This window comes from Bacillus sp. 41-22, from assembly GCF_025809295.1.
GTDB classification, from domain to species: domain Bacteria; phylum Bacillota; class Bacilli; order Bacillales; family Bacillaceae_G; genus Bacillus_A; species Bacillus_A mycoides.
Map to the genome: position 1 here is coordinate 2,629,161 of NZ_CP084035.1, position 20,377 is coordinate 2,649,537.

General features: G+C 33.8%; 22 protein-coding genes and 1 other annotated feature. Of the genes, 6 read left to right on the forward strand and 16 right to left on the reverse strand.

Features of this window, described 5'->3' with window-relative positions; genetic code table 11:
• Positions 1–76: 76 nt before the first annotated feature.
• On the reverse strand, positions 77–670 hold the full coding sequence (locus tag LCF45_RS13310) for a GNAT family N-acetyltransferase (RefSeq protein WP_078206759.1): 594 nt from the start codon (positions 668–670) through the stop codon (positions 77–79).
• A gap of 20 nt (positions 671–690) precedes the next feature.
• Positions 691–2,319: a ribosomal protection-like ABC-F family protein gene (abc-f, locus tag LCF45_RS13315; RefSeq protein WP_087996279.1), complete on the reverse strand. Its 1,629-nt coding sequence runs from the start codon at positions 2,317–2,319 to the stop codon at positions 691–693.
• A gap of 516 nt (positions 2,320–2,835) precedes the next feature.
• Here abc-f and LCF45_RS13320 point away from each other — a divergent pair.
• A complete protein-coding gene (locus LCF45_RS13320; RefSeq protein WP_002168252.1) occupies positions 2,836–3,825 on the forward strand; it encodes an aldo/keto reductase family protein in 990 nt (329 codons plus the stop codon).
• Between the two features lie 76 nt (positions 3,826–3,901).
• Here the strand turns inward: LCF45_RS13320 and LCF45_RS13325 are convergent, their stop codons facing one another.
• From LCF45_RS13325 to LCF45_RS13340, 4 genes are all read right to left on the reverse strand, one after another.
• Positions 3,902–4,801: a LysR substrate-binding domain-containing protein gene (locus LCF45_RS13325; RefSeq protein ID WP_078206758.1), complete on the reverse strand. Its 900-nt coding sequence runs from the start codon at positions 4,799–4,801 to the stop codon at positions 3,902–3,904.
• Positions 4,802–4,990: 189 nt separating this feature from the next.
• The gene (locus LCF45_RS13330) at positions 4,991–5,974 is read right to left on the reverse strand and encodes a sensor histidine kinase (protein ID WP_078206757.1); all 984 of its coding nucleotides are present in this window, start codon (positions 5,972–5,974) and stop codon (positions 4,991–4,993) included.
• On the reverse strand, positions 5,971–6,678 hold the full coding sequence (locus LCF45_RS13335) for a response regulator transcription factor (protein ID WP_078206756.1): 708 nt from the start codon (positions 6,676–6,678) through the stop codon (positions 5,971–5,973). The genes LCF45_RS13330 and LCF45_RS13335 overlap by 4 nt, the downstream gene beginning before the upstream one ends.
• A 125-nt stretch (positions 6,679–6,803) precedes the next feature.
• Complete coding sequence (locus LCF45_RS13340) at positions 6,804–7,718, reverse strand: acetamidase/formamidase family protein (RefSeq protein ID WP_263892794.1); 915 nt, start codon at positions 7,716–7,718, stop codon at positions 6,804–6,806.
• Positions 7,719–7,877: 159 nt separating this feature from the next.
• Between LCF45_RS13340 and LCF45_RS13345 the strand changes: the two genes are divergently transcribed.
• The gene (locus tag LCF45_RS13345) at positions 7,878–8,306 is read left to right on the forward strand and encodes a cell wall hydrolase (protein WP_078203319.1); all 429 of its coding nucleotides are present in this window, start codon (positions 7,878–7,880) and stop codon (positions 8,304–8,306) included.
• A gap of 61 nt (positions 8,307–8,367) precedes the next feature.
• Here the strand turns inward: LCF45_RS13345 and lysS are convergent, their stop codons facing one another.
• The gene (gene lysS / locus LCF45_RS13350) at positions 8,368–9,921 is read right to left on the reverse strand and encodes a lysine--tRNA ligase (RefSeq protein WP_263892795.1); all 1,554 of its coding nucleotides are present in this window, start codon (positions 9,919–9,921) and stop codon (positions 8,368–8,370) included.
• Between the two features lie 83 nt (positions 9,922–10,004).
• Positions 10,005–10,261: a binding site (T-box leader), on the reverse strand.
• Between the two features lie 71 nt (positions 10,262–10,332).
• Positions 10,333–10,503: a DUF2197 domain-containing protein gene (locus LCF45_RS13355; protein WP_078203372.1), complete on the reverse strand. Its 171-nt coding sequence runs from the start codon at positions 10,501–10,503 to the stop codon at positions 10,333–10,335.
• A 141-nt stretch (positions 10,504–10,644) separates the two neighbouring features.
• Here LCF45_RS13355 and LCF45_RS13360 point away from each other — a divergent pair, with 141 nt between their 5' ends.
• Positions 10,645–11,547, forward strand: coding sequence for an SMP-30/gluconolactonase/LRE family protein (locus LCF45_RS13360; RefSeq protein ID WP_263892796.1), 903 nt, complete (start codon positions 10,645–10,647; stop codon positions 11,545–11,547).
• Positions 11,544–12,248 (forward strand): class I SAM-dependent methyltransferase, encoded by a 705-nt coding sequence (locus tag LCF45_RS13365; RefSeq protein ID WP_263892797.1) that lies wholly within the window; start codon positions 11,544–11,546, stop codon positions 12,246–12,248. Before LCF45_RS13360 ends, LCF45_RS13365 begins: the two co-directional genes overlap by 4 nt.
• Positions 12,249–12,309: 61 nt before the next feature.
• Here LCF45_RS13365 and LCF45_RS13370 read toward each other — a convergent pair whose 3' ends face one another.
• Positions 12,310–13,236 carry an NADP-dependent oxidoreductase gene (locus tag LCF45_RS13370; protein ID WP_263892798.1) on the reverse strand — a complete coding sequence of 309 codons (927 nt, stop codon included), beginning with the start codon at positions 13,234–13,236 and terminating at the stop codon, positions 12,310–12,312.
• Between the two features lie 236 nt (positions 13,237–13,472).
• Between LCF45_RS13370 and LCF45_RS13375 the strand changes: the two genes are divergently transcribed.
• Complete coding sequence (locus tag LCF45_RS13375) at positions 13,473–14,330, forward strand: BCA family alpha/beta fold macrolide esterase (protein ID WP_002127689.1); 858 nt, start codon at positions 13,473–13,475, stop codon at positions 14,328–14,330.
• Between the two features lie 218 nt (positions 14,331–14,548).
• On the opposite strand, the gene LCF45_RS13380 is transcribed toward LCF45_RS13375, so the two are convergent.
• Entirely contained in the window at positions 14,549–14,884 is a 336-nt protein-coding gene (locus LCF45_RS13380; protein WP_002085171.1) for a hypothetical protein, read from the reverse strand.
• An 11-nt stretch (positions 14,885–14,895) separates the two neighbouring features.
• Positions 14,896–16,065 carry a ParM/StbA family protein gene (locus LCF45_RS13385; protein ID WP_002013097.1) on the reverse strand — a complete coding sequence of 390 codons (1,170 nt, stop codon included), beginning with the start codon at positions 16,063–16,065 and terminating at the stop codon, positions 14,896–14,898.
• Between the two features lie 209 nt (positions 16,066–16,274).
• Here LCF45_RS13385 and LCF45_RS13390 point away from each other — a divergent pair, with 209 nt between their 5' ends.
• Positions 16,275–16,679, forward strand: coding sequence for a hypothetical protein (locus tag LCF45_RS13390; protein ID WP_002127690.1), 405 nt, complete (start codon positions 16,275–16,277; stop codon positions 16,677–16,679).
• 41 nt (positions 16,680–16,720) lie between these two features.
• Here LCF45_RS13390 and LCF45_RS13395 read toward each other — a convergent pair whose 3' ends face one another.
• The 5 genes from LCF45_RS13395 to ypeB all read right to left on the reverse strand — a co-directional run bounded on the left by LCF45_RS13395 (position 16,721) and on the right by ypeB (position 20,371).
• Positions 16,721–17,257, reverse strand: coding sequence for a DUF1697 domain-containing protein (locus LCF45_RS13395; RefSeq protein ID WP_078203324.1), 537 nt, complete (start codon positions 17,255–17,257; stop codon positions 16,721–16,723).
• A 164-nt stretch (positions 17,258–17,421) separates the two neighbouring features.
• Complete coding sequence (locus tag LCF45_RS13400) at positions 17,422–17,919, reverse strand: GNAT family N-acetyltransferase (protein WP_002013093.1); 498 nt, start codon at positions 17,917–17,919, stop codon at positions 17,422–17,424.
• A 27-nt stretch (positions 17,920–17,946) separates the two neighbouring features.
• A complete protein-coding gene (locus tag LCF45_RS13405; protein WP_002127693.1) occupies positions 17,947–18,303 on the reverse strand; it encodes a hypothetical protein in 357 nt (118 codons plus the stop codon).
• 104 nt (positions 18,304–18,407) lie between these two features.
• On the reverse strand, positions 18,408–19,004 hold the full coding sequence (locus LCF45_RS13410) for a YhcN/YlaJ family sporulation lipoprotein (RefSeq protein WP_002085166.1): 597 nt from the start codon (positions 19,002–19,004) through the stop codon (positions 18,408–18,410).
• A 26-nt stretch (positions 19,005–19,030) separates the two neighbouring features.
• Positions 19,031–20,371, reverse strand: a complete 1,341-nt coding sequence (ypeB, locus tag LCF45_RS13415) for a germination protein YpeB (protein WP_002168242.1) — start codon at positions 20,369–20,371, stop codon at positions 19,031–19,033.
• Positions 20,372–20,377 lie beyond the last annotated feature (6 nt).

Here is a 20,377-nt window from a genome sequence, read left to right on the forward strand (position 1 = left end):
GTAAATAGTACATAAAAAAGCTTAGAGCTTTAGCTCTAAGCTTTTTTAAAATCATTTCATTCCATTATAACTCCTTTTAAAGAGCAATATTTTTTATCCACTCTGATTTGCTTAATAAATAATGATTATATAGTTGGTTTTCTATCGTCTGTTGGCTCAAATAAGTAAATCCACATTTTTCAATAACTTTATTTGATGGTACGTTGTTAATTAAAGCAATTGCGTTGAGGACATCTACATTTGTATTTTTAAACAAATAATCAATTAACCCTTTAGTCGCTTTCGTAGCGTAACCATCGCTTTGATACTCGCTTGAAATAGCATACATTATTTCTCTATTTGGTGAAGGGAGTTCTTCTTTAATGCTTGTGCAGCACCATCCAATAAATTCATTTGTATCTTTATTAAATATTCCTAGCTTTAATATATGATCATCTATGTTACATGTATTTTTCACTGCATTAAGAAATGCTTTATTTGCTGGTATTTCATCATTAATAACCCAGTCAATCCTTTGTTCTTTCGTTGATTTCCAGTCTGGTAAAAACTGTTCTATTTCCGGTTGATTCGATATTTTATAAATACTCTCCGCATCTTTGATAGTAAACTCTTGCAAGTATATATCTCCACAGTCTATTCTAAATAAATTAGTCGAACTCTCTTCTCCCATGTTAATCCCCCTTAATTATATTAAAGCGCCTTAATCTGCTTCGTAAGTTCTATAAAACGTGCATCAAGTTCTTTATATTCTTTATCGTTAGAAGTTAAGAAACTTAATTTACCTAATACTTCTTGTCGCTCTGTTTCTAACGTTAAACGTAGCTCTTCAATATCATCTCTTGTTTTAATAGGTTCCTCTAGCTGCTTTTGTATCGTATTATTTGAAAACACGAGTTTCGTGTTAGTTGTTTTCTCTAGAAAATATCGATCGTGAGAAACTATAACGAGTGTTCCATTATACTCAGCTAATGTATTTTCAAGCTGTTCACGTGAAGGGAGGTCAAGGTGATTCGTCGGTTCATCTAAAATAAGTACATCTTTTTCATCTAAAATATAAGCCATTAACTTGCATTTTACTCGTTCCCCCATACTCATATGCTCAATCGGCTCTTTCCATTGAGAAGCTTGGAATCCTAAATGTTTCATTAAATTTTGGACTTTTCCTCTTTCTTCAAATGTCTCTTTAAAAAATAAATCTTCTGGTGTTTTATCCAGTGGTAAATCAAATACTTCTTGTGTTAAATAACCGATGTTTGCAGATGGTGAAATCCATACTTCTCCTTGTACAGTTTCCGTTCCCATAATCATCTTCAGTAATGTTGTTTTCCCGCTACCGTTTGGTCCAACAATCGCAACCTTCTCACCGTGCTGGATTGTAAAATTAACGTTTTCAAATAATGTCTTTCCATGAAAGTCTTTTTTTAATTTCTTTACTTCTAAAAAGCGTTTTCCTACTTTTTTATTCGCTTGAATAGAGAACTCCACTGAATACTCTTCTTTCAGACGTTCTACTTTCGTTTTCTCCAGCTCTTTTTCGAGACGTTTTCGTTTTGACTTCACTTGCGCATCCATTCGCTTCGCTTTTACACGATAAAACTCTTTAACTCCTTCTTGTTTTGTAGACTGTGCGTGTGCCTTTTGTGACCATGAACTTAATTCTTTTATATGTGTTTCTACTTGTTCTATCTTTTTTTGTTGTTTTTCATATTCACGTTGCTGCGTCATTCTTTTATGCTCACGTGCTTTCATATAACTCGTATAATTACCGATATGGTCAATTAATTTCTTATCCTCAATTGACCATATTCTAGTTGCGACAACATCTAAAAAGTATCGATCATGCGATACAACGATAACTGTACCCTTCATATTTTTTATTTGCTTAATGAGAAATTCCGTACTCATCTCATCTAAATGATTTGTCGGTTCGTCTAATATTAATAAATTAGGATTTTCGGCAAATCCTTTTGCTAGTCGAACTTTCAGCTTTTCACCACCACTTAAAGTAAGAAAATCGTTCGTTGGCACGCCCCATTTCGCAAGAAGTTCTGCTTCTTTTGCAATCATATCATTACTAATAAAAGATTCTATTTCTTGTTCAACATATGCCGTTGTCATATTCATTTGCTGCCATTCAACAATCCCTTTTGATGGCTCAATCTTCCCATTTATTAATTGAAGTAACGTTGATTTACCGGCACCGTTTTTACCAATTAATCCGATAACATCTCCTTGTTTAACTGTCACATTCATTTTCTCTAACAAAGTATTTTCCTTTATTTCAACATAAACATCATTTAATTTTAAAAGTTCTTTCATAATACCGATCCCTTTCATTAAGGGAGAATAAAAAAATCCTCCCAAATAAATTTGGCAGGATTAGTCATTAAAATATTTATACCCAAATAAGCTATTGTACAACATAAATAGCAATACCGTTGTATGGAAATTGGGCAGACTAATCCTATTTTTTAGAAATTGAAATTTATTTAATTTCAACATTTAAAAATAAGATTAGTTAATCATCGTCCACCCATCAATCCTTTCCGTCATAAGTAACTATATTGTACCATACTAGTATGGTATGAGTAAATGCAATTATATGTGCTGTCATAAAGATTACTGTCTTCTAGGTCTATTTATCATTTCTTAACTTCATATTGAACAAGCATAAATTACATTTGTTGTACTAATTTCTTTAGATTTCCCTAGTAATAAACTTCTAAGTACTCCCTCTTATATAATTTTTATATAAATTTATGATTAATTATATATTATACATACTACATTTCAGTTCTTATAATAAAGTTATCATTTTTAAGGAGGGATTCTACAATGGAATTTAGCAAACTAGGAAACAGTGGATTAACAGTAAGTAAGATTGCATATGGGAACTGGATAAACCATGGCGGGAAAGTAAATGAAGATATTGCAAATGATTGTGTGAAAGCCGCACTGGATGTCGGAATTACAACGTTCGATACTGCTGATGTTTATTCGGACACGATAGCCGAGGAAGTACTTGGCCGGTCTTTGAAAGGTATACGACGAGAAAGCATAGAACTATGTACAAAAGTATGCCATCCGACCGGACCTGGAAAAAATGATCGTGGATTATCGAGAAAACATATTATAGAAAATTGCAATGCATCGTTACAGCGGTTGCAGACAGACTACATTGATGTCTATTATGCACATAGATTTGACTCAACAACTCCCCTTGAGGAAACGATGTTAGCTTTTGCTGATCTTGTAAGACAAGGTAAAGTCCTTTACTTAGGCGTAAGTGAATGGACATCAGAACAAATTACCCGCGGTGCAGCACTTGCACGAGAATTGAACATTCCACTTATCGCTAGCCAACCTCAATATTCGATGTTGTGGCGTGTTATTGAAACTGATGTAATACCAACATGTCAACGTGAGGGGCTTGGTCAAGTTGTTTGGTCTCCCCTTGCACAAGGTATTCTCTCAGGAAAATATCAACCTGGTAAACCCTTGCCGACTCAATCACGTGCTAATTCAGATGCTGGTAAACCATTTTTCCACAAACTCGTGCAACGTTGGATGAGTGATGATGTACTCACTGCAATTCAGAAACTCAATCCCATCGCGCAAGAAACTAATCTTACCCTACCACAACTCGCAGTTGCTTGGGTACTACAAAATCCAGCTGTTTCCTCTGCAATTATTGGCGCTTCAAACCCGGAGCAAATAAGAGAAAACGTAATTGCTTCTAGTGTTAAATTGCAACCTGAAATTATGGATCAAATTGATAGCGTACTAAAAGGTTTCGTTGAGTACGATCCGAGTAAAACAGGTTGAATCATCAGTGACTTTAAAATAAAAATAGAAGTTTCCCTTTCCAAATTTCCACTGCCCATCCTATCAAGATGGGCTTTTACTTTTCAAATTCAAATTGTGAAGTCGCATAAACCTCTCTAACAACTGTTAAGAAGTTCTCTAACACGACAGACTTTTCATCTTGTCTCCATCCAACATATAAATTTATTTTCGGTGTATTTTCTTGAATGTCTTTATACATGACACACGATTTTTTATAACTTTCCACCGATGATGGAACGACAGAAATCCCCATTCCTGTAGCAACTAAATTCACAATCGTTTGCATTTGGATCGCCTCTTGAACAATATTTAAACTTACTCCATGTTCCCAAAAGTAACTAATAATTAAATCATAAAAGTTAGTACCGAAATGACGAGGAAATAAAATAAATGGTTCATCTACTAATGATTTGATTGAAATGTTACGTAACGAAACTAAAGGATGCTCTTCATGCAAAACTAATTTTAAACATTCCTCAGAACAAACTTCGGAAACTAATATTTCATTATTCTGCTTAGAACGAATAAATCCAATGTGAATTTGTTTTTCATAGAGCGCTTTTATTTGCTGGTCTGTTGTCATCTCGCGTAATATAAGCTGTATTTTAGGAAATCGTTCTCGAAATGTTTTTAATATGTCTATAACTGTTTCTGTAGAATCGACAAAACCAATGATTAAATGCCCGATCTTCCCTTCATCCGCGAGCTGTGTTTCTTTAATGGTTCTATCTACTTGAAGTAACGTTTGTCGCGCACCTTCTAAAAATATTTTTCCAGCATCGGTAAGTTCAACAATTCTTTTTGTTCGATGAAAAAGTTGGACCCCTAATTCTTCTTCTAATTTACGAATTTCTTGGCTTAAAGGAGGTTGTGCCATCATAAGGCGTTCTGCTGCACGACTAAAGTTTAATTCTTCTGCCACCGTTATGAAATACCTCATTTTCCGAATATCCATTTCAATCCCCCCTATCAGTTACAATCTATTTTATTATTAAAAAGTGTTTATGTATCTAGTATTTCATTTATTCTTATCAGGTCCGTTTTGCTTCTCTTAGGTATATATTATTTCATTCCCTAATTTTATCAAGGGTACAAAACAAGGCTAAAAAACTTATCTCAAAAGTTCTTTAGCCTGAATCACTTTTTACATATTACAAAATTTAATTCGTACAACGGTACCTTTACCAACTTCTGAATGGATCTCTACACTATGTCCCAATTGTTTTGTAATTTCATATACAAGATATAGCCCCATTCCTGTTGATTCTTTAAAATCTCTACCATTTTCTCCAGTAAAGAAAGGTTTAAATACTCTTGGTAAATCTTGCTTCGGTATCCCTACGCCACTATCGGTAATTTCAAGTACAACTGTATTACCTTCCTTACATGCTTTCACTTTAATCTTTTCTCTACTACCTGATGAATATTTAATCGCATTCGATATTATTTGTCCAATTAAAAATTGTAACCACTTCGCATCACTTTCTACAGTAATACTCTTATCAATTTCAAGCTCTGGGTATACAAAATTCCGAATAAAAAAGCGTTTATGTTCATGCACGGAATCATTCACTATTTTATGTAGTTGTACTCTTTCTACATAAAAATCTTGTGTAAATGCTTCTAAACGTGCGACATACAGTGCCATCTCTAACCCCTTTTTTAACCTATCTGTTTCCTCATTAATACTTTCAAAACGTGAATCCACTTCATCTTGTGTAATTAATTCTATTACAGATAAAGGTGTTTTCATTTGATGAATCCACTGATTCATAAAGGTTAAATGATCATTATTTTTCCTCTCTTGTAACTGGAGCTGATTTTGATAATGTCGATATTGTACTTCGAGCAAATCTTGGAGAGCAGTAGATAAAACTGCAAAATCAGATTTTTGAACAGATTCATCCAAAGATTGCAACGGATTTGCTAAACGTTCATAAAAAGAACGATGTGTAAAATAACGAAATACTAAATAACTTACCATAAAAAAAGCACCTAAAAACATTGCATATAATGCCGTTGAAATATGATTATGCCCATCAAACCAATAAACTAAGAATATGGCTAGTAGTTGGATCGCAGTAAAACAAATAAGTGGTATATGATCACGTATAAATAACCTTATCATTTTTCCATACCATTATCCCAAGTAATATGTAATCTATATCCAACACTACGAATTGTTTCAATTGCTCCTTCAATTTGTAACGTTTTTAACTTTTTACGCACACGTGTTGTATTTACACTTAATGTATTATCATCAACATAAGATTCACTATCCCATAATTTATTTAATAATACTTCCCTACTCACAACACGCGGATAGTTTTTCATTAACATCTCTAATAAAATGGCTTCGTTTCTCGTTATATCAATCTCTTGGTTCCTAAGTTTTAATACAAGTCTTTCGGGATATAAACTAAGACCTTGTTGCTCAATCATTCGTTCTTCTAGTTTCGGTGCATAGTCTCCATAAGCACGTCTTAAATGACTACGAATTTTCGCCATTACAACTTCATAATGAAACGGCTTCGGAATAAAATCATCGCCACCATTTTCTAACGCCATAACTTGATCCATCGTACCTTCACGGGCCGAAATAAATAAAATCGGACATGTGGAAACCCCGCGAATTTGACGACACCAATAGTAACCATCAAAACTTGGTAAATTAATATCTAATAAAACTAACTCCGGTTGTTCTTCTAAAAATATGTCTAACACATTTTGAAAATTCGTTACAATAATTCCTTGGTAACCGTATTTCGCAACATATGTTGATAATAACTCCGCAATTTTCATATCATCTTCAACAATCATAATTTTAACCATCTCTGAACTCCTTTTTGATCCACAATCTCAAATATACTTATATAAATAAATACTACCTCTTTTCACAAAATCCGTAAAATAGAAAAAGGATACTTTTATACAAAAGTATCCTTTTTCTATTTTTCTTATTTAATATGAAATGCATTTAGAGAAAATCCTAACTTCTCCACATATTCCCTTCCTAGTTCCATCCGCGCCGTTTTTAGTGGATCCACAACTTGGCAAATTTTTAAATTACCTGCTGCTGATAATAAAAGAGTTGCATCAGCTTTAGACATTTCTAATTCTTCATGTAAAAATGTCACCATATTATGTACAGCACGATTCGCTGCATTATCTAACAATTTCTCTGAAGCAATTGTCATTATTTTTTCTTTTTGGATCGCCATTGGTAGTGGCCATTTCTTTTCTTTTATAATTTGAACAGTTACAGTTACCTCACCAGCAACCTCTACTCCACTAACACCAATTTCACCATCACCCATCGCAGCGTGTAAATCACCTAATGCTAAAAGAGCACCAGGAACATTTACAGGTAATAATAACGTTGTCCCTTCTTTTATCTCTTTACAATCCATATTCCCGCCGTGATCATGCGGTGTACCACATGAAATACTCTCTTCTTTCGGTGCAGTACCAATCACACCAATCATTGGATTAATCGGAATTTGCAGTTCTTTTGAAAATGAAACATGTCCATTATGTATTGGGACAATTTTTACTATATTCTCATTTAACTTATCACCCATTACACCAAGGTTCGCACCTGTCGTTAAAACGCCTTGCCCTGCAATTTTAATTTTTTCAATCATTACGACTAAGATATCGCCAGGTTCTGCGCCTTTAATATATACAGGTCCAGTCGCTGGATTAATTCGATTCCAATCTAACTCTTGAAACACAACATCTTCAGAATCAATTTGATTTTCAAAGCAATCATATGTTTCAAATACAAGACGGCTCCCAATTTCTACTTCAATACATGGATTATTTTCTGGTGACATTGCGTAAATGATATGTTCTTTATGAACACGATGCATAGTACCTCTCCTTTTTCGTTTTTATCTTCTATATAATAGTTAGCTTTTATCTGTATAAGCTCCTTTTTAAAATTAGTAGTTATTTTCAAGAAAAATGCACTTAGCTCATTTTGAAACATACACTCTTTACTATAACAGGTAAAGAAAGGTGGTATCACTATGCCCCTTATTCCATACAACGAAAGTGACGTTGATTTACTAGCACGTTTAATCCGTGCTGAAGCTGAGGGCGAAGGACGACAAGGTGAACAACTTGTAGGCTGCGTTGTCGTAAATCGTGTGTTTTGTGATTGTTTAGATTTTAAAGAGCTTCGATCTGTGCGTGATGCAGTATATCAAAGCCCTGGCGGATTCGAAGCAGTTCAATACGGTTACTTTTATCAACGTGCCCGTGAATCAGAAAAAGAAATCGCAAGAAAAGTTTTACAAGGTGAATGGCGCTGGCCAGCACGATGGGCTCTTTGGTATTTTCGTCCAGTTGGAGCTTGTCCACCCGAATGGTATAATCAGCCGTTTGCAGGGCAATTTAAAAGTCACTGTTTTTATGAACCTAGTGGTGATGAATGTCCGAAAATGTATTCAAGATAGTAAAAATTAAGCAACGCAAGTACTTATTCTATTGAGTACTTGCGTTGCTTTTAACTATATTTTAGAAATCTAATAATGTGACGAATTTTCTGGCGCCTACCACATGTATTAATAACGGTATACGTGGACCACTTGATTGATTCATAATGAGCCTATATAAAATGGTAAATAATTGTTTTTGATTTTCTTTCATTATTTTTTTATTTTCATGATGACAAATCGTATACAATTGCTCCATTAGTTTAGAATGATCGTTATTAGAACGAATTATTTTACAAACTTCTACTAGCCATTTTTTCTGCCGTTCATCTAATGTGTTATAAAACTCCGTATTTTTCTCTTTATTTACCGCAATTAATTTTTTAGATTGAAAGTTTCTTATCCAATACTCAGCACGATTACTTATCGCTATCATTTCAGGTAATGCATAGCTCCTATCTATTTTCTCTAATATATCTTGTAAAATAGATGAATCAAAATTTAATAACGGTAAAGTTCCTGCTACTTGATTAAACTTTGGATATTCTTTAAATAGGCTATCTAGTCTAGAAAGTTTAATTGCATCAAATAAATCTTCATTTTTGAGTGTTTTATTTTCATAACTATCCTTCAATCTCTCATACTCTGTATAATTGCGAATTACATCTTCATCAAGCCCAATGTGAAAAGCTGCATCAGGCTTATATTTTGCAAACATAAAAAGAATTACTTCTGGTACATACACTTTTAATAAGTCGCTAGGTGTAATACTATTCCCTGAAGAACTGGACATTTTTTCATGATGCCCTTTAATTCCAATGAAATCATAAGCAACGTATTGAGGGGCTTCACAATTAAATATTTTCCTTGCAATTTCTTTTGATACATTATAACTACCAGTTTCCGATGAATGATCTCTTCCGCCCGGTTCGAAAATAACATCCTCTATCATCCATCTCATCGGCCAATCGATTTTCCAATTCAGTTTCATTTGACTTGTATTTAATACGGATAATTTATTTTGATTTCCACATTCACAGTCATACCGAACTGTTTTTAATACTCCATTAAATTGTGTAATAGTTGTTGTATCTTTCCCGCAGCTCTCACAATATAACGTAACGGGATAAAAGTTTTCTCTATCTTCTTCTCTGTGTATTCCTGTTTTAAACCCCATTAAAATATCATATATTTCTTTTCTTTTATACAAAGACTCTAATATATTTTCGTTATACCTTCCGCTTCTATATTCAATATGTTGATAAATAAATTCTACTTCAATTCCAAATGCTTGAAGCGATTCCTCAAACTCTTTTTCAAAATGCTCTGCGTACGAGTTATGACACCCATACGGATCTGGAATATTACAGTATGGCATACCAATATATTTTGCAAAAGAAGGATCAATATTTTTAGGGACTTTTCTAAGCCTGTCATAATCATCCCATGAAAAGATAAAACGAGTCTTTTTCCCTAAATCTTGCAGAGCCCTTACAACGAAATAAGTCGTTACTATTTCACGGAAGTTCCCAATATGAACAGAACCAGATGGACTAATTCCAGCTGCACAAACAAAAGTTTCTTTGTTTGGATGTTTTCTAATTAATTCATGTGCTACTTCATACGCCCAATGCATATGCCACTCACCTCAATTGTATTTTTGTTTTCACATTTTCAGTTTTATACAACAAAAAAACCCCCACCCCCAAGATTATTCATCTTGAGGACGAGAGTTATTAGCTTCGCGGTACCACCTCAGTTTGTTAATACGTCACCATATTAACCTCTTCAGGTACGGCAAAACATGCTTAGACCCTATCTCTATAACGGGAGAACCCGTCGCACCATCCCTAAATGAATTAGTTCCTTGCGCAGCTCTAAGTCTTTTTTCATTAAGATGTATACCGCTCTTTCTCAGCTACCAGAGCTCTCTGTACGTATTCTTTCTTAACTACTCTTCTCTTCAATGCCATTTTGAATATTAGTTTTTACATATGATAATTTATAACGTATATATTGTAAAATTTTTCCGAACAAAAATATAAAACTACCTAAAAAAACATTTTATCGCTTCTAATTGAATTCTGTGGCTACACTCATCACAACAATATGTCCCTTTCGGTTTCTCTTTAAATCGCTTATATTTTTCACTTCCTTCGTATACTCGGAATATATTTTTACACGAAAAGCAAACAATCTCATAAAACAGCATATGCATTTTCCTCACAGTGTTTATACATTTTTTTAATAACTTGAAAAGGTCTGTTTTCGACATTGCAAATCTTAATAATCTCTCACAAAAGGTTTACCTCTATTCTTATCGAATTATATAAATATCTTATAAAGCGAGGTGAACATCTTGTTCAGTAATATAGAATTAGTTTTAGATGCTAAAGCAAGTTTAGCTGAAGGACCATGTTGGAATGAAAAAAAGCAGCTTTTATACTGGGTTGATATTATGGAGAAAAAACTATGCATTTATACCCCCGCTAATAATTCAAACCGAGTGATTGCCCTCAATCAGCAAATCGGCTGTGTCGTTCCATATCTAGATGATTTAGTACTTTTAGCTCTAGAAAAAGGGTTTTATTCTTTTAATCTAAATACAGAAGAGCTTACACATATTTATGATCCTGAACCACATTTAATAGAAAATCGTTTTAATGACGGGAAATGCGATCCGGCTGGCCGCTTTTGGGCAGGCACTACTGACTTATATGGTATAAGTGGCGCCGGTTCCTTGTATTCTTTAAATAATAATCTCCAAGTAGAGAAAAAGGTATCACATGTAAATACATCAAACGGCATAGCATGGTCTCCTGACGATACATACCTTTATTTTATTGATACACCTACAAAAAAAGTAGTCCGTTTTCATTATGATATACATACTGGTGTAATTAGCAATCCAACAGATGTTATCATCTTCCCTGAAAATGAAGGTCTACCCGATGGTATGACAATTGATGTAGAAGGTTGTTTATGGATTGCACATTGGGGAGGCTCGAAGATTACTAGATGGAATCCCTTGACTGGAGAACAGATTTTAAGTATTCCGATTCCTGCTTTATATGTAACGTCGTGTACATTTGGAGGACCTAATTTGACCGATTTATATATCACAACAGCCAGAACAAGAATGACTGATGCGGAATTAAAACAGTACCCACATGCTGGTGGTATATTTCGAATTCAAATGAATGTTAAAGGTTGTCCAACCTATTCATTTCGCCATGAAACTATTGGAGCTGAAACACTATGAACAGAATCGATTACATAAGACAAGAAGAGAAAAAGTATCACGATCTTTGCTATGAACAATACAAATTATTCGAAGCAGGATCTTGGCTGTATAAACCTGTTAAAACAGTTATGGGCATGCTGAACTATTTTGAAGGACAGAAAGACCTACAAATACTTGACCTTGGCTCTGGTGTCGGTAGAAACAGTATTCCGATTGCACAAAAAATCATGAATAGTGGCGGCACTGTTACTTGTGTTGATCTACTTGATTCGGCTTTAATGAAGTTACAAGTTTATAGCAAAGAATATGGTGTATTTGAATACATAAAAACGGAACAATCAGCAATTGAAGACTACTATATTGCTCCTAATACTTATGACTACATCGTTGCAGTATCAAGTTTAGAACATGTTAGATCAATAGACGATTTTAAAAAAGTGCTTCACACTATGAAAAATGGGACAAAGAGTGATGGTATCAATTGTTTAATAGTTAACTCTAACATTCAAGAAATTGACTTGGAAACGAATCAAGAATTAGATGCTTTAATTGAAATTAACCTTTCTACGGAAGAAATGATACGTACACTAAAAGGCGTTTATACCGAATGGCAAGAAGTAAAAGTTGAAATAAAAAATTTAGCGTATGATATTGTACGAAACGGTACACACATTCAATTAAATACGAATGCAATTACTTTTGTCATGCAAAAATTATAGTTTATATGAGTGGTGACAATTTTTATTTTTTATAGTCACCACTCGTGTATTTATGTAAACATCATTCCATCGTAATTACAATTTTCCCTCTAGTATGCTGACTTTCACTCAAAATATGAGATTCTCTAACTCCTTGTTCACTAAACGGAACAACCTTACTAATAATCGGTTTTATCTTTCCATCTTGGATCAAACTAGTTAATTCTTCTAATTGCTTTCCACTTGGTTTTAACCATAAGAACCCTGATTTTATGCCCTTTACTTCATGAAATGGTTCATGAACGATAGAAATTAGAACACCACCAGATTTAATAATTTGAAAACTTTTTTCTTGTACTTCTCCACCGATTGTATCTAACACAATGTCATAATCTGATAGTAGCTCTTCAAATTTATCTTTTTTATAATCAATAACAAGGTCAGCACCTAAAGACTTTAAAAACTCTTCATTTTTACTACTTGCAGTTGTTGCGACAAAGGCACCAAATGATTTTGCGATTTGAATTGCAAAACTCCCTACTCCGCCCGCTCCAGCATGAATTAATACTCGATCATTTTCTTTTATTTGTGCGTAATCAACAAGACTTTGCCAAGCTGTTAGTCCTGCAAGAGGTATAGATGCTGCTTCTTCAAAATTAAGATTATTAGGCATTTGCGCTACTAAATTTGATTTCACTGTAATGTATTCAGAATAAGAACCTTTCCCTGTATTTTCAGGTTTCGTAAACACTTTATCTCCTATTTTAAAATGATTCACATCTTCTCCAACTTCTTCAACTATTCCAGCAACATCTAATCCTAATGTAATTGGAAATGAAAATCGCAACTTTTCTTGTAAGTCTCCCTTTCTTATTTTCCAATCAACAGGATTGACAGATGTTGCGTGTATACGTATTAATACTTCATTACATTTAACAACTGGTTTAGGAACTTGTCTTTCTTGTAATGCTTCAACACTACCATATTGATTAATAACAATTGCTTTCATTTCCTCTCCTCCTTGTTGTTTATTGTAATAACAAACAATTATTTTTCAAAATTTTCCGCCTTGGATGACAATAAATATGTTAGGAGGTGATATTTATGCTACTCTACTAATTAAGCATCATGAGTGCAAAAAACATTTATTTCACTTAAATACAATCTAATTTACGCCTAAGAAACACCCAAAGTTATATTTCTCTTTATTTATTAATGACCTTTAAATGAAACGGAGAGTGTGCTATGAGTGAACAAGTTTTCAAAGTAAACGGTATTGATATATGTACAGAAAGCTTTGGAAATCCTAATAACCCAGCAATATTATTAATTATGGGAGCTACGTGTTCAATGGTTTATTGGGATGAAGAATTTTGTGAAAGGTTGGCTAGCACAGGAAGGTTTGTCATTCGCTATGATAACCGTGATGTTGGGCGTTCTGTTACATATGAGCCTGGGACTTCCAATTACACTGTAGCAGATATGGCTGAAGATGCAATCGGAGTACTCGATGCGTATCATATTGACAAGGCACACCTTTTTGGCATGTCATTAGGAGGTATGATTGCTCAAATTGCTGCAGTAAAACACCCAGAAAGAATTTTGACCTTAACATTACTAGCAACAAGCGTTATTGGATCTGATAACAATACTCGTGATTTGCCTCCAATGGATGAAAGAATTTTGACACATCATGCTAATGGTGCAAATTTAGATTGGACAAATAAAGATGTTATAGCGAAATATTTAATTACAGGATCACGTCTACTCTGTGGATCAAAGCGTATATTTGATGAAGCAAGAACTTTAAAACAAGTAAAGCAAGAAATAGAACGTGCTAACAATCTATTAAGTATGTTTAATCACGCCCTCCTTACAGGTGATGATTCTTATGAAGGTATACTAAAGTCGTTACTAGTACCTACTTTAGTAATTCATGGTACGGACGATACAGCTCTTCCACTTGAACATGGACTCGCACTTATTGATGAAATTCCGAACTCAAAGCTATTATCCCTTGAAGGTACAGGGCACGAGATTCATCCCGATGACTGGGATAAAATTATTAAAGCAGTTTCAGAACATATATCCTGTATAAGATAAGAACAACTATTAGAAGGGGCACAAATTGTTTTGCCCCTTCTATTTATCCCGCTATTTGTGGGCAGTAAACGCCCGATTGGTTCAACTAATAATCAGTGGGGGATGAACAAAACCCCCACTGATTATAGTTTCACTTTATAAAGATTACGATACAATATCAAAAACCCATCACTGCATTCGTATGTATAGTGATGGGCTCTACCTATATTTTTCTATGCTTAAAAAAATGGACAATCTAACTGGTCAACAGATTCCCACGATTTTTTTTTTACATTTTCGGTGGATTTACTATTTTCTAGTGGTACGTGTTTAAATGGATTCATTTCAACTTTTAATAGAGATGATGGTTCTATATATAAAGAAAAAACATGGCTACTTGGCAAGGTTTTTGATACATCAATATCTCCTACTTGTTTAAATAATTGCTGGGCCGCAAAGAAAAAGAAATTAGTTGGATTAGATTGTTTATTAAGCCAAGCAATCATTTCAGGCGATACTGATTTATTAATGTTAATTTTCACTCGATCACCACGTTTATATCGCCTAGATCGCATACTTCCACCAACTAACTTATCGTTAAGTTTGTAAACCCTAACTCTTTTTGCTTATGCTCTCTATATTTTGGCGAGCATGTATATACTAATAACCCACGAGCATTGGTGAATAACGGGTTATCTACAAAGATCACATTTTTCAAGCGTCCTTTTTGTTTCAAAATCATTTTTAAGCTATTTTTAATAATAACTGCGCCCCCACCATAAATAAATACATATGGATCGTCTTTCATATCATCAATTTTGTTAATAATATCCGTTGCGACACGTGCTGCTAAACCTAAAAATGCTGGCTGCGATTCCTCAACTAACAATGCATTTCTTGGGTGCTTTTCATTTAAATAAATTTGGTTAAATTCTGTAATGCTATCAATTGTTTTCGTAGGATATTTCCGATTCCATCTCGTAATAATTTGTAGTAACGTTTCTTTTACACCGTACGATAATCCTTTACTTAATTGCGGACGGAAATTTACCCCTAATGAAACAACTTCTTCCGTTGTCCCCGCGCCAATATCAAAAGACAATAAAGTTTTATCTACAAAATCAATTTCTGAAACTTGATTTTGTTCACATTCTATTTTATGTTTCACAACATTTCCTTCCTCATCATATACAATCCCCCACGTCCCAGAAGCGCCTTCAGGTAGACATTTACAAAACTCAATAGAAACATTAATCGTAACATCGCGTCCATTTGGATAATGGAATATGACCTTGTGATTACCCATATACCGTTTCGCATTTTCAGCAGCAATTTCCTGTGTAATAAGTTGCATTGGAAGAGCAACAGATAAATCATAACGAATATTAATATGACTTGAAGTAGGGCTTTGACGCATAGCACTTATCGCTAAACCTGAAAGGATTGTAATGACCATTAACTCATCAGTAGATTTATTTGATTTTTTCTCCACTTCAGTACCTTTTAATTGATCTTGAATCACTTTTTCTCCAACGATGTATCGTACATTATTTAACATTAGCGATGGAGAACTAATGGTCACATCAATGTGATTCTCTAATTCTGACGATGAAACTTCACCCTCATCTAACAACCCCGTAGACTCACCTATATATAAGGAATAAATACTCGGAATAAAAATAGGTTCCTGCCCTTTCACCATTAACTTCAAACCATTATTTCCTGCATCTGCACCAGCTTTTAAAAGAATAGACATAACTACCCCCTAAATTAATCTGACATCCCTTCCAAATATATGCGAGCCCATTCTTTTACATTCAAATGTAATGTAATTTTTTCTTCATCCTTTAAACAAAATATCATAAACATTCACTTCATATGTAAAAAATGTTTGACATAAAACTTTTCCAATTTTATACTATGGATGTAAAGAGTTTTTTACAAAAGTGGAGGTGCAATTATATATTGAATACTAAAAAAATTATTTTTGTAATCATAACTTTATCTTTAATCGCTATACTTGTACATGGCACATACAAATACATAACTGAAGGTTCAATTTTGGGTGGGACTATTTTCGCTGCTTCTTTAATACTTAGTAATTTAATTAATCATATTACATGGGGAGATCCAAACGGAGTATCGAAAGAAAGTCAAGATGAGATGGGACAACAAATTACATATAAAAGCTTTAAAATCGCGTATTTTGTGCTTGTAGGTGTTATGTTCCTTATATTACTCTGCTCGGAAGGATTTTCTATGGGTTCCAATTTGGATGGTGTAAAAAACCTTCCACTCTTTATTGCACTCTGTTCTTCCTTTCTTATTTTCCCTATTGTTGAACTCATTGTCGCCAAACAATATAAATAAAAAAAGTGGTTTTCTAAATGCAGAAAACCACTTTTTTATGTTTAAATACCTTCTGCTATTGCTTTCAGCTTATTCACAGTCCGCCAGTTCCTTACTGTAGCTGGCGTATGTAATTTTTGAAACTGGTTCATTAGTTTAGAATTACGAATGCTTTTTTTGAAAAATAAATACACTACTCTTCCTTCGATATGGCAATCTTCTATGTCACTTTTGTACATAAGTAACCGCTTACTGTCTTCTTCAGAAAGTGGATTAGCTAAAAAGGCCACATGTACACTTTCTCCTTCTAATAACGAATGGGTCTCGTAAGGACACTTTTTAATAATATTAATAAATTCATCATTTGCTCGTAACATAACTGGAACATTGAAATCAAAAACGTTCGTAATTTCACATTCAATTCGTTCCTTTAAAAAACTTATCTCTTCTTCTGACTCAAACACTACATTTCCACTTTGAATATATGTTTTCACTCTTTTTAACCCTATGGATTCAAACATTATTTTCAAATCTACCATTTTGATTACCTTATGTCCACCTACATTAATTCCCCGTAGTAGTGCAATATAAATTGTCATATGATTACCCCTCACGTATTTAAATGCTTAACAATCGAATTGTTTTGCACCTTCATGCTTCTCGAATACTTACTTTAATACATCTAACATATCATGTACGGAAAATATCTCAAATTAAAAAACTTACTACATGATTTTTTTCAAGAGTAAGCTTTGTTATCTCATTATCTCGTTATAGGTAAATGTAATATGAATTGTTGTCCAATTGGTCCCATTCTTCTAAACCCTTTATCTTGAAATCCAACTTTCTCATATAACTTTTGTGCCGGAATGTTTTTTTCATTTACAGCAAGAATCACTTCATTTTTTACTGGATAATAATATTTTACAAAGTCTTGTAATAACGCCAATGATTTTTTAGCATATCCCTTATTTTGTTTATTGTGATTAATGGAAAAAGAAGTTAAAAGTATGGCATCCTTATTTTCTGTAAACTCCTGTACCCTATCACCTGTTTGTAATATAAATACACCGACAGGTACTCCGTTATAGTCTAAAATAACAACTACATTTTTCGTTCGATCATTTTTCGCTTTCTCCAGTAATTCACCTGGATTCGCCGTAAATTGAACTTGTTCACTTGGTAAAGTAAATGATTGTATTATCTCTTTATATTGCTCCTTATACGGCACTAATTGTATTTCTCCTGTATGTATGTTCATGCTTAACTCTCCCATTCCTTCAAGTTATTAACTTAAACCTTGCTGTGTTTTAGAATGCACTTTTCCATCCAAAAATGTTATTTTAGCAAATGATTTTGGATCGTTTCCTTTCCAAGCAAAAATTTGCTTAATTCGTGTAGAATGTTCTTCCCCTTCTTCTATGAGTAAATCCCCTTCAAAACCGATTAAATCTTTCACTTCTAAATAAGTCATTCCTTCATTAATATTTGAGAAATGATTTATATTAATGGTCTCTTGCTTTTTATTTTCCGTTATAGTAGAAGACATAGCTGTTTTCTTCTTCACTTCTTTCTTCTGGTCACACGCTGTCATACTAAAACCTATGCATAAACTACCTAATATGAGTGCGCTTTTTTTCATCATAACGGCTGTCCCTCCCCTCATTATTAAACCATATATTCCCTTAAAAATAAACTGAATATTTAATCTTGAAGAAAAACCCCGTACAATTTAGTACGGGATTTTCACTATTTTTTCAAATGGTTATTTGACTGATCTTCTTGTTCTTTTCGTAGTTCTTGTTCTTCATCTTTTGGTAATTGTTTATCATTATCTTTAATCGGATTCGTTTCTCTATTTTCAATCATATCATTTGGAACTTGCGGCATTACTCGGCCAACAATTGCTGCTAATTCATCAAGTATGCCTTCACCAGTTTTACCTTTTTTAATTTGCTTGCCTATTTGTTTTAGTCTTTCATACGTATCAACATCTGCTACAACGACTGCATTTGCACCGTTTGGGTCATTCTTCAAACTCTCTGCAACAGAATACTTAATTGACTCAACGCGAGTTCGATCAAGTTTTGCTTTCACATCAATACCTACAACAGCATACTTCCCAACTACTACTGCTGTCGCATCGTTTACACCAGGTATACTTGCAGCTAAAGATGCCAGATGATCAGCTGCTTTTTCATTTGGCTTATTTGATTTATTTGTATACGTAACATTTTTCATCGAGACATTTTTTTGTTCTGGCTTTTCATTAGGATTGTCTTTTTTTCCAATGCTACATCCAGTAATAACGAAACAAAGCATTAACATATATATAATGATTTTCATTATTTTCACCACTTTATCATTGATGTTTAATCATAAATTTTCTCAACAGCTTGCATCTTCTTCACTTTTTCTTCTGCACCGCTATTTGCGTTAATGAAAATTTGGTACGTATCTTTCCCTAAAGTACCAATATATTCATAACAAAGTACTTCATTATGCAAGTCATTTACTACTACAGCTTTACGTTCTTCCATAACTTTTACATCGGGGTTAATTTTCTTTCTCGCCTCAGCAGCGGTTAGCTTCGCACTCGGAATCGTTCGTTTTTGATGTGATGCTAAATATTCCTTTGCGGAAAAACCAACAATCGACCCATCATCTAAGGCAATTTTCATTTGGATTGCTTCTGGATAAATACGCACTCCATTTTCATTTACAACGTACGTAAACACACCGATATTATCATATTGAGAACTATCAAACAGCTCCATATTTGTAAACTTGTGATCCTTTAAAAATGTTAATCCTTTACTTCCTGCATCATTTAAACTGATTTTTTGCTCTTTAATTTCTCGGTTGTTCATTACCCAAATTGGATATCCACCTTTTCCGGTAATATCCATATAATACTCATTGTTCGTTGCTGGATCTTGAATTTTCACACTGTAGAATGATTCTTTTGCACCTTTTCCACTTTTCTCAACTTCTACTTTTTCATTCCCTTTTAAATTTAAAAATGATTTCGCGATTTTTTCCGCTTCCGCTTTCGAAATCGCCTTTCCTTTTGCTTCAAATCCGCCTTTTTTATTCTTTTGTGCACTTGTAAAAGTCGGTCCAAAGTTTGTGGACGAGTATGATGTTACATTCTTTTCTACCGTCTTTAATCCATCGATAATTGTGTTATCTGCTGGATCTTGGTTTGACGCAAGAGCCATTTCTACATCCATCCAGCGAAGATTATTTTTCAATACAAGATGCTGCACTTTTCTCAGTTCATCTTGTATATTTGCTGCATTTGAATATAAACCTTGTAACGTTTTATATTCTTGATCATTTAACGGTTCTTTTTCTAAATCACGAACCGCTGCACGATAACTAAAATCACCGATATTCGCAAGGAACTCTTCCGTTTTATTAAATGGCATTAATGTTAAAGGTAATTGTCCTACATCAGAACGAGCCTCTGACGTTAAACGCCATACATCTACTAAAGCTGGCGATAATGAGGAACGTGAATTCATCGCCAGTGTTGTTCCAATTTTATCGTGTAATAAATCAACTTCATATGCTAAATCATGAAACGCACGCTGATAACTATTTTCCGCTCGAATTAATACTGCATTTTTCTCTTGATGCTCTTTATAGCCCCAATACCCTGTTCCGACTACACCTACTGTTAACAATACGATGATAATACCTCGTAACATGTTTCC

Excerpts from the sequence above, each read along its gene's own strand:
- abc-f (WP_087996279.1), bottom strand. The coding sequence starts at position 2,319 with ATGAAAGAACTTTTAAAATTAAATGATGTTTATGTTGAAATAAAGGAA.
- lysS (WP_263892795.1), bottom strand. The coding sequence starts at position 9,921 with ATGCATTGGGCGTATGAAGTAGCACATGAATTAATTAGAAAACATCCA.
- LCF45_RS13405 (WP_002127693.1), bottom strand. The coding sequence starts at position 18,303 with ATGATGAAAAAAAGCGCACTCATATTAGGTAGTTTATGCATAGGTTTT.
- LCF45_RS13385 (WP_002013097.1), bottom strand. The coding sequence starts at position 16,065 with ATGTCTATTCTTTTAAAAGCTGGTGCAGATGCAGGAAATAATGGTTTG.
- LCF45_RS13400 (WP_002013093.1), bottom strand. The coding sequence starts at position 17,919 with ATGAACATACATACAGGAGAAATACAATTAGTGCCGTATAAGGAGCAA.
- LCF45_RS13330 (WP_078206757.1), bottom strand. The coding sequence starts at position 5,974 with ATGATAAGGTTATTTATACGTGATCATATACCACTTATTTGTTTTACT.
- LCF45_RS13310 (WP_078206759.1), bottom strand. The coding sequence starts at position 670 with ATGGGAGAAGAGAGTTCGACTAATTTATTTAGAATAGACTGTGGAGAT.
- LCF45_RS13355 (WP_078203372.1), bottom strand. The coding sequence starts at position 10,503 with ATGCATATGCTGTTTTATGAGATTGTTTGCTTTTCGTGTAAAAATATA.
- LCF45_RS13380 (WP_002085171.1), bottom strand. The coding sequence starts at position 14,884 with ATGCGATCTAGGCGATATAAACGTGGTGATCGAGTGAAAATTAACATT.
- LCF45_RS13370 (WP_263892798.1), bottom strand. The coding sequence starts at position 13,236 with ATGAAAGCAATTGTTATTAATCAATATGGTAGTGTTGAAGCATTACAA.
- ypeB (WP_002168242.1), bottom strand. The coding sequence starts at position 20,371 with ATGTTACGAGGTATTATCATCGTATTGTTAACAGTAGGTGTAGTCGGA.
- LCF45_RS13345 (WP_078203319.1), top strand. The coding sequence starts at position 7,878 with ATGCCCCTTATTCCATACAACGAAAGTGACGTTGATTTACTAGCACGT.
- LCF45_RS13410 (WP_002085166.1), bottom strand. The coding sequence starts at position 19,004 with ATGAAAATCATTATATATATGTTAATGCTTTGTTTCGTTATTACTGGA.
- LCF45_RS13395 (WP_078203324.1), bottom strand. The coding sequence starts at position 17,257 with ATGACAATTTATATTGCACTACTACGGGGAATTAATGTAGGTGGACAT.
- LCF45_RS13340 (WP_263892794.1), bottom strand. The coding sequence starts at position 7,718 with ATGCATCGTGTTCATAAAGAACATATCATTTACGCAATGTCACCAGAA.
- LCF45_RS13365 (WP_263892797.1), top strand. The coding sequence starts at position 11,544 with ATGAACAGAATCGATTACATAAGACAAGAAGAGAAAAAGTATCACGAT.
- LCF45_RS13375 (WP_002127689.1), top strand. The coding sequence starts at position 13,473 with ATGAGTGAACAAGTTTTCAAAGTAAACGGTATTGATATATGTACAGAA.
- LCF45_RS13325 (WP_078206758.1), bottom strand. The coding sequence starts at position 4,801 with ATGGATATTCGGAAAATGAGGTATTTCATAACGGTGGCAGAAGAATTA.
- LCF45_RS13335 (WP_078206756.1), bottom strand. The coding sequence starts at position 6,678 with ATGGTTAAAATTATGATTGTTGAAGATGATATGAAAATTGCGGAGTTA.
- LCF45_RS13320 (WP_002168252.1), top strand. The coding sequence starts at position 2,836 with ATGGAATTTAGCAAACTAGGAAACAGTGGATTAACAGTAAGTAAGATT.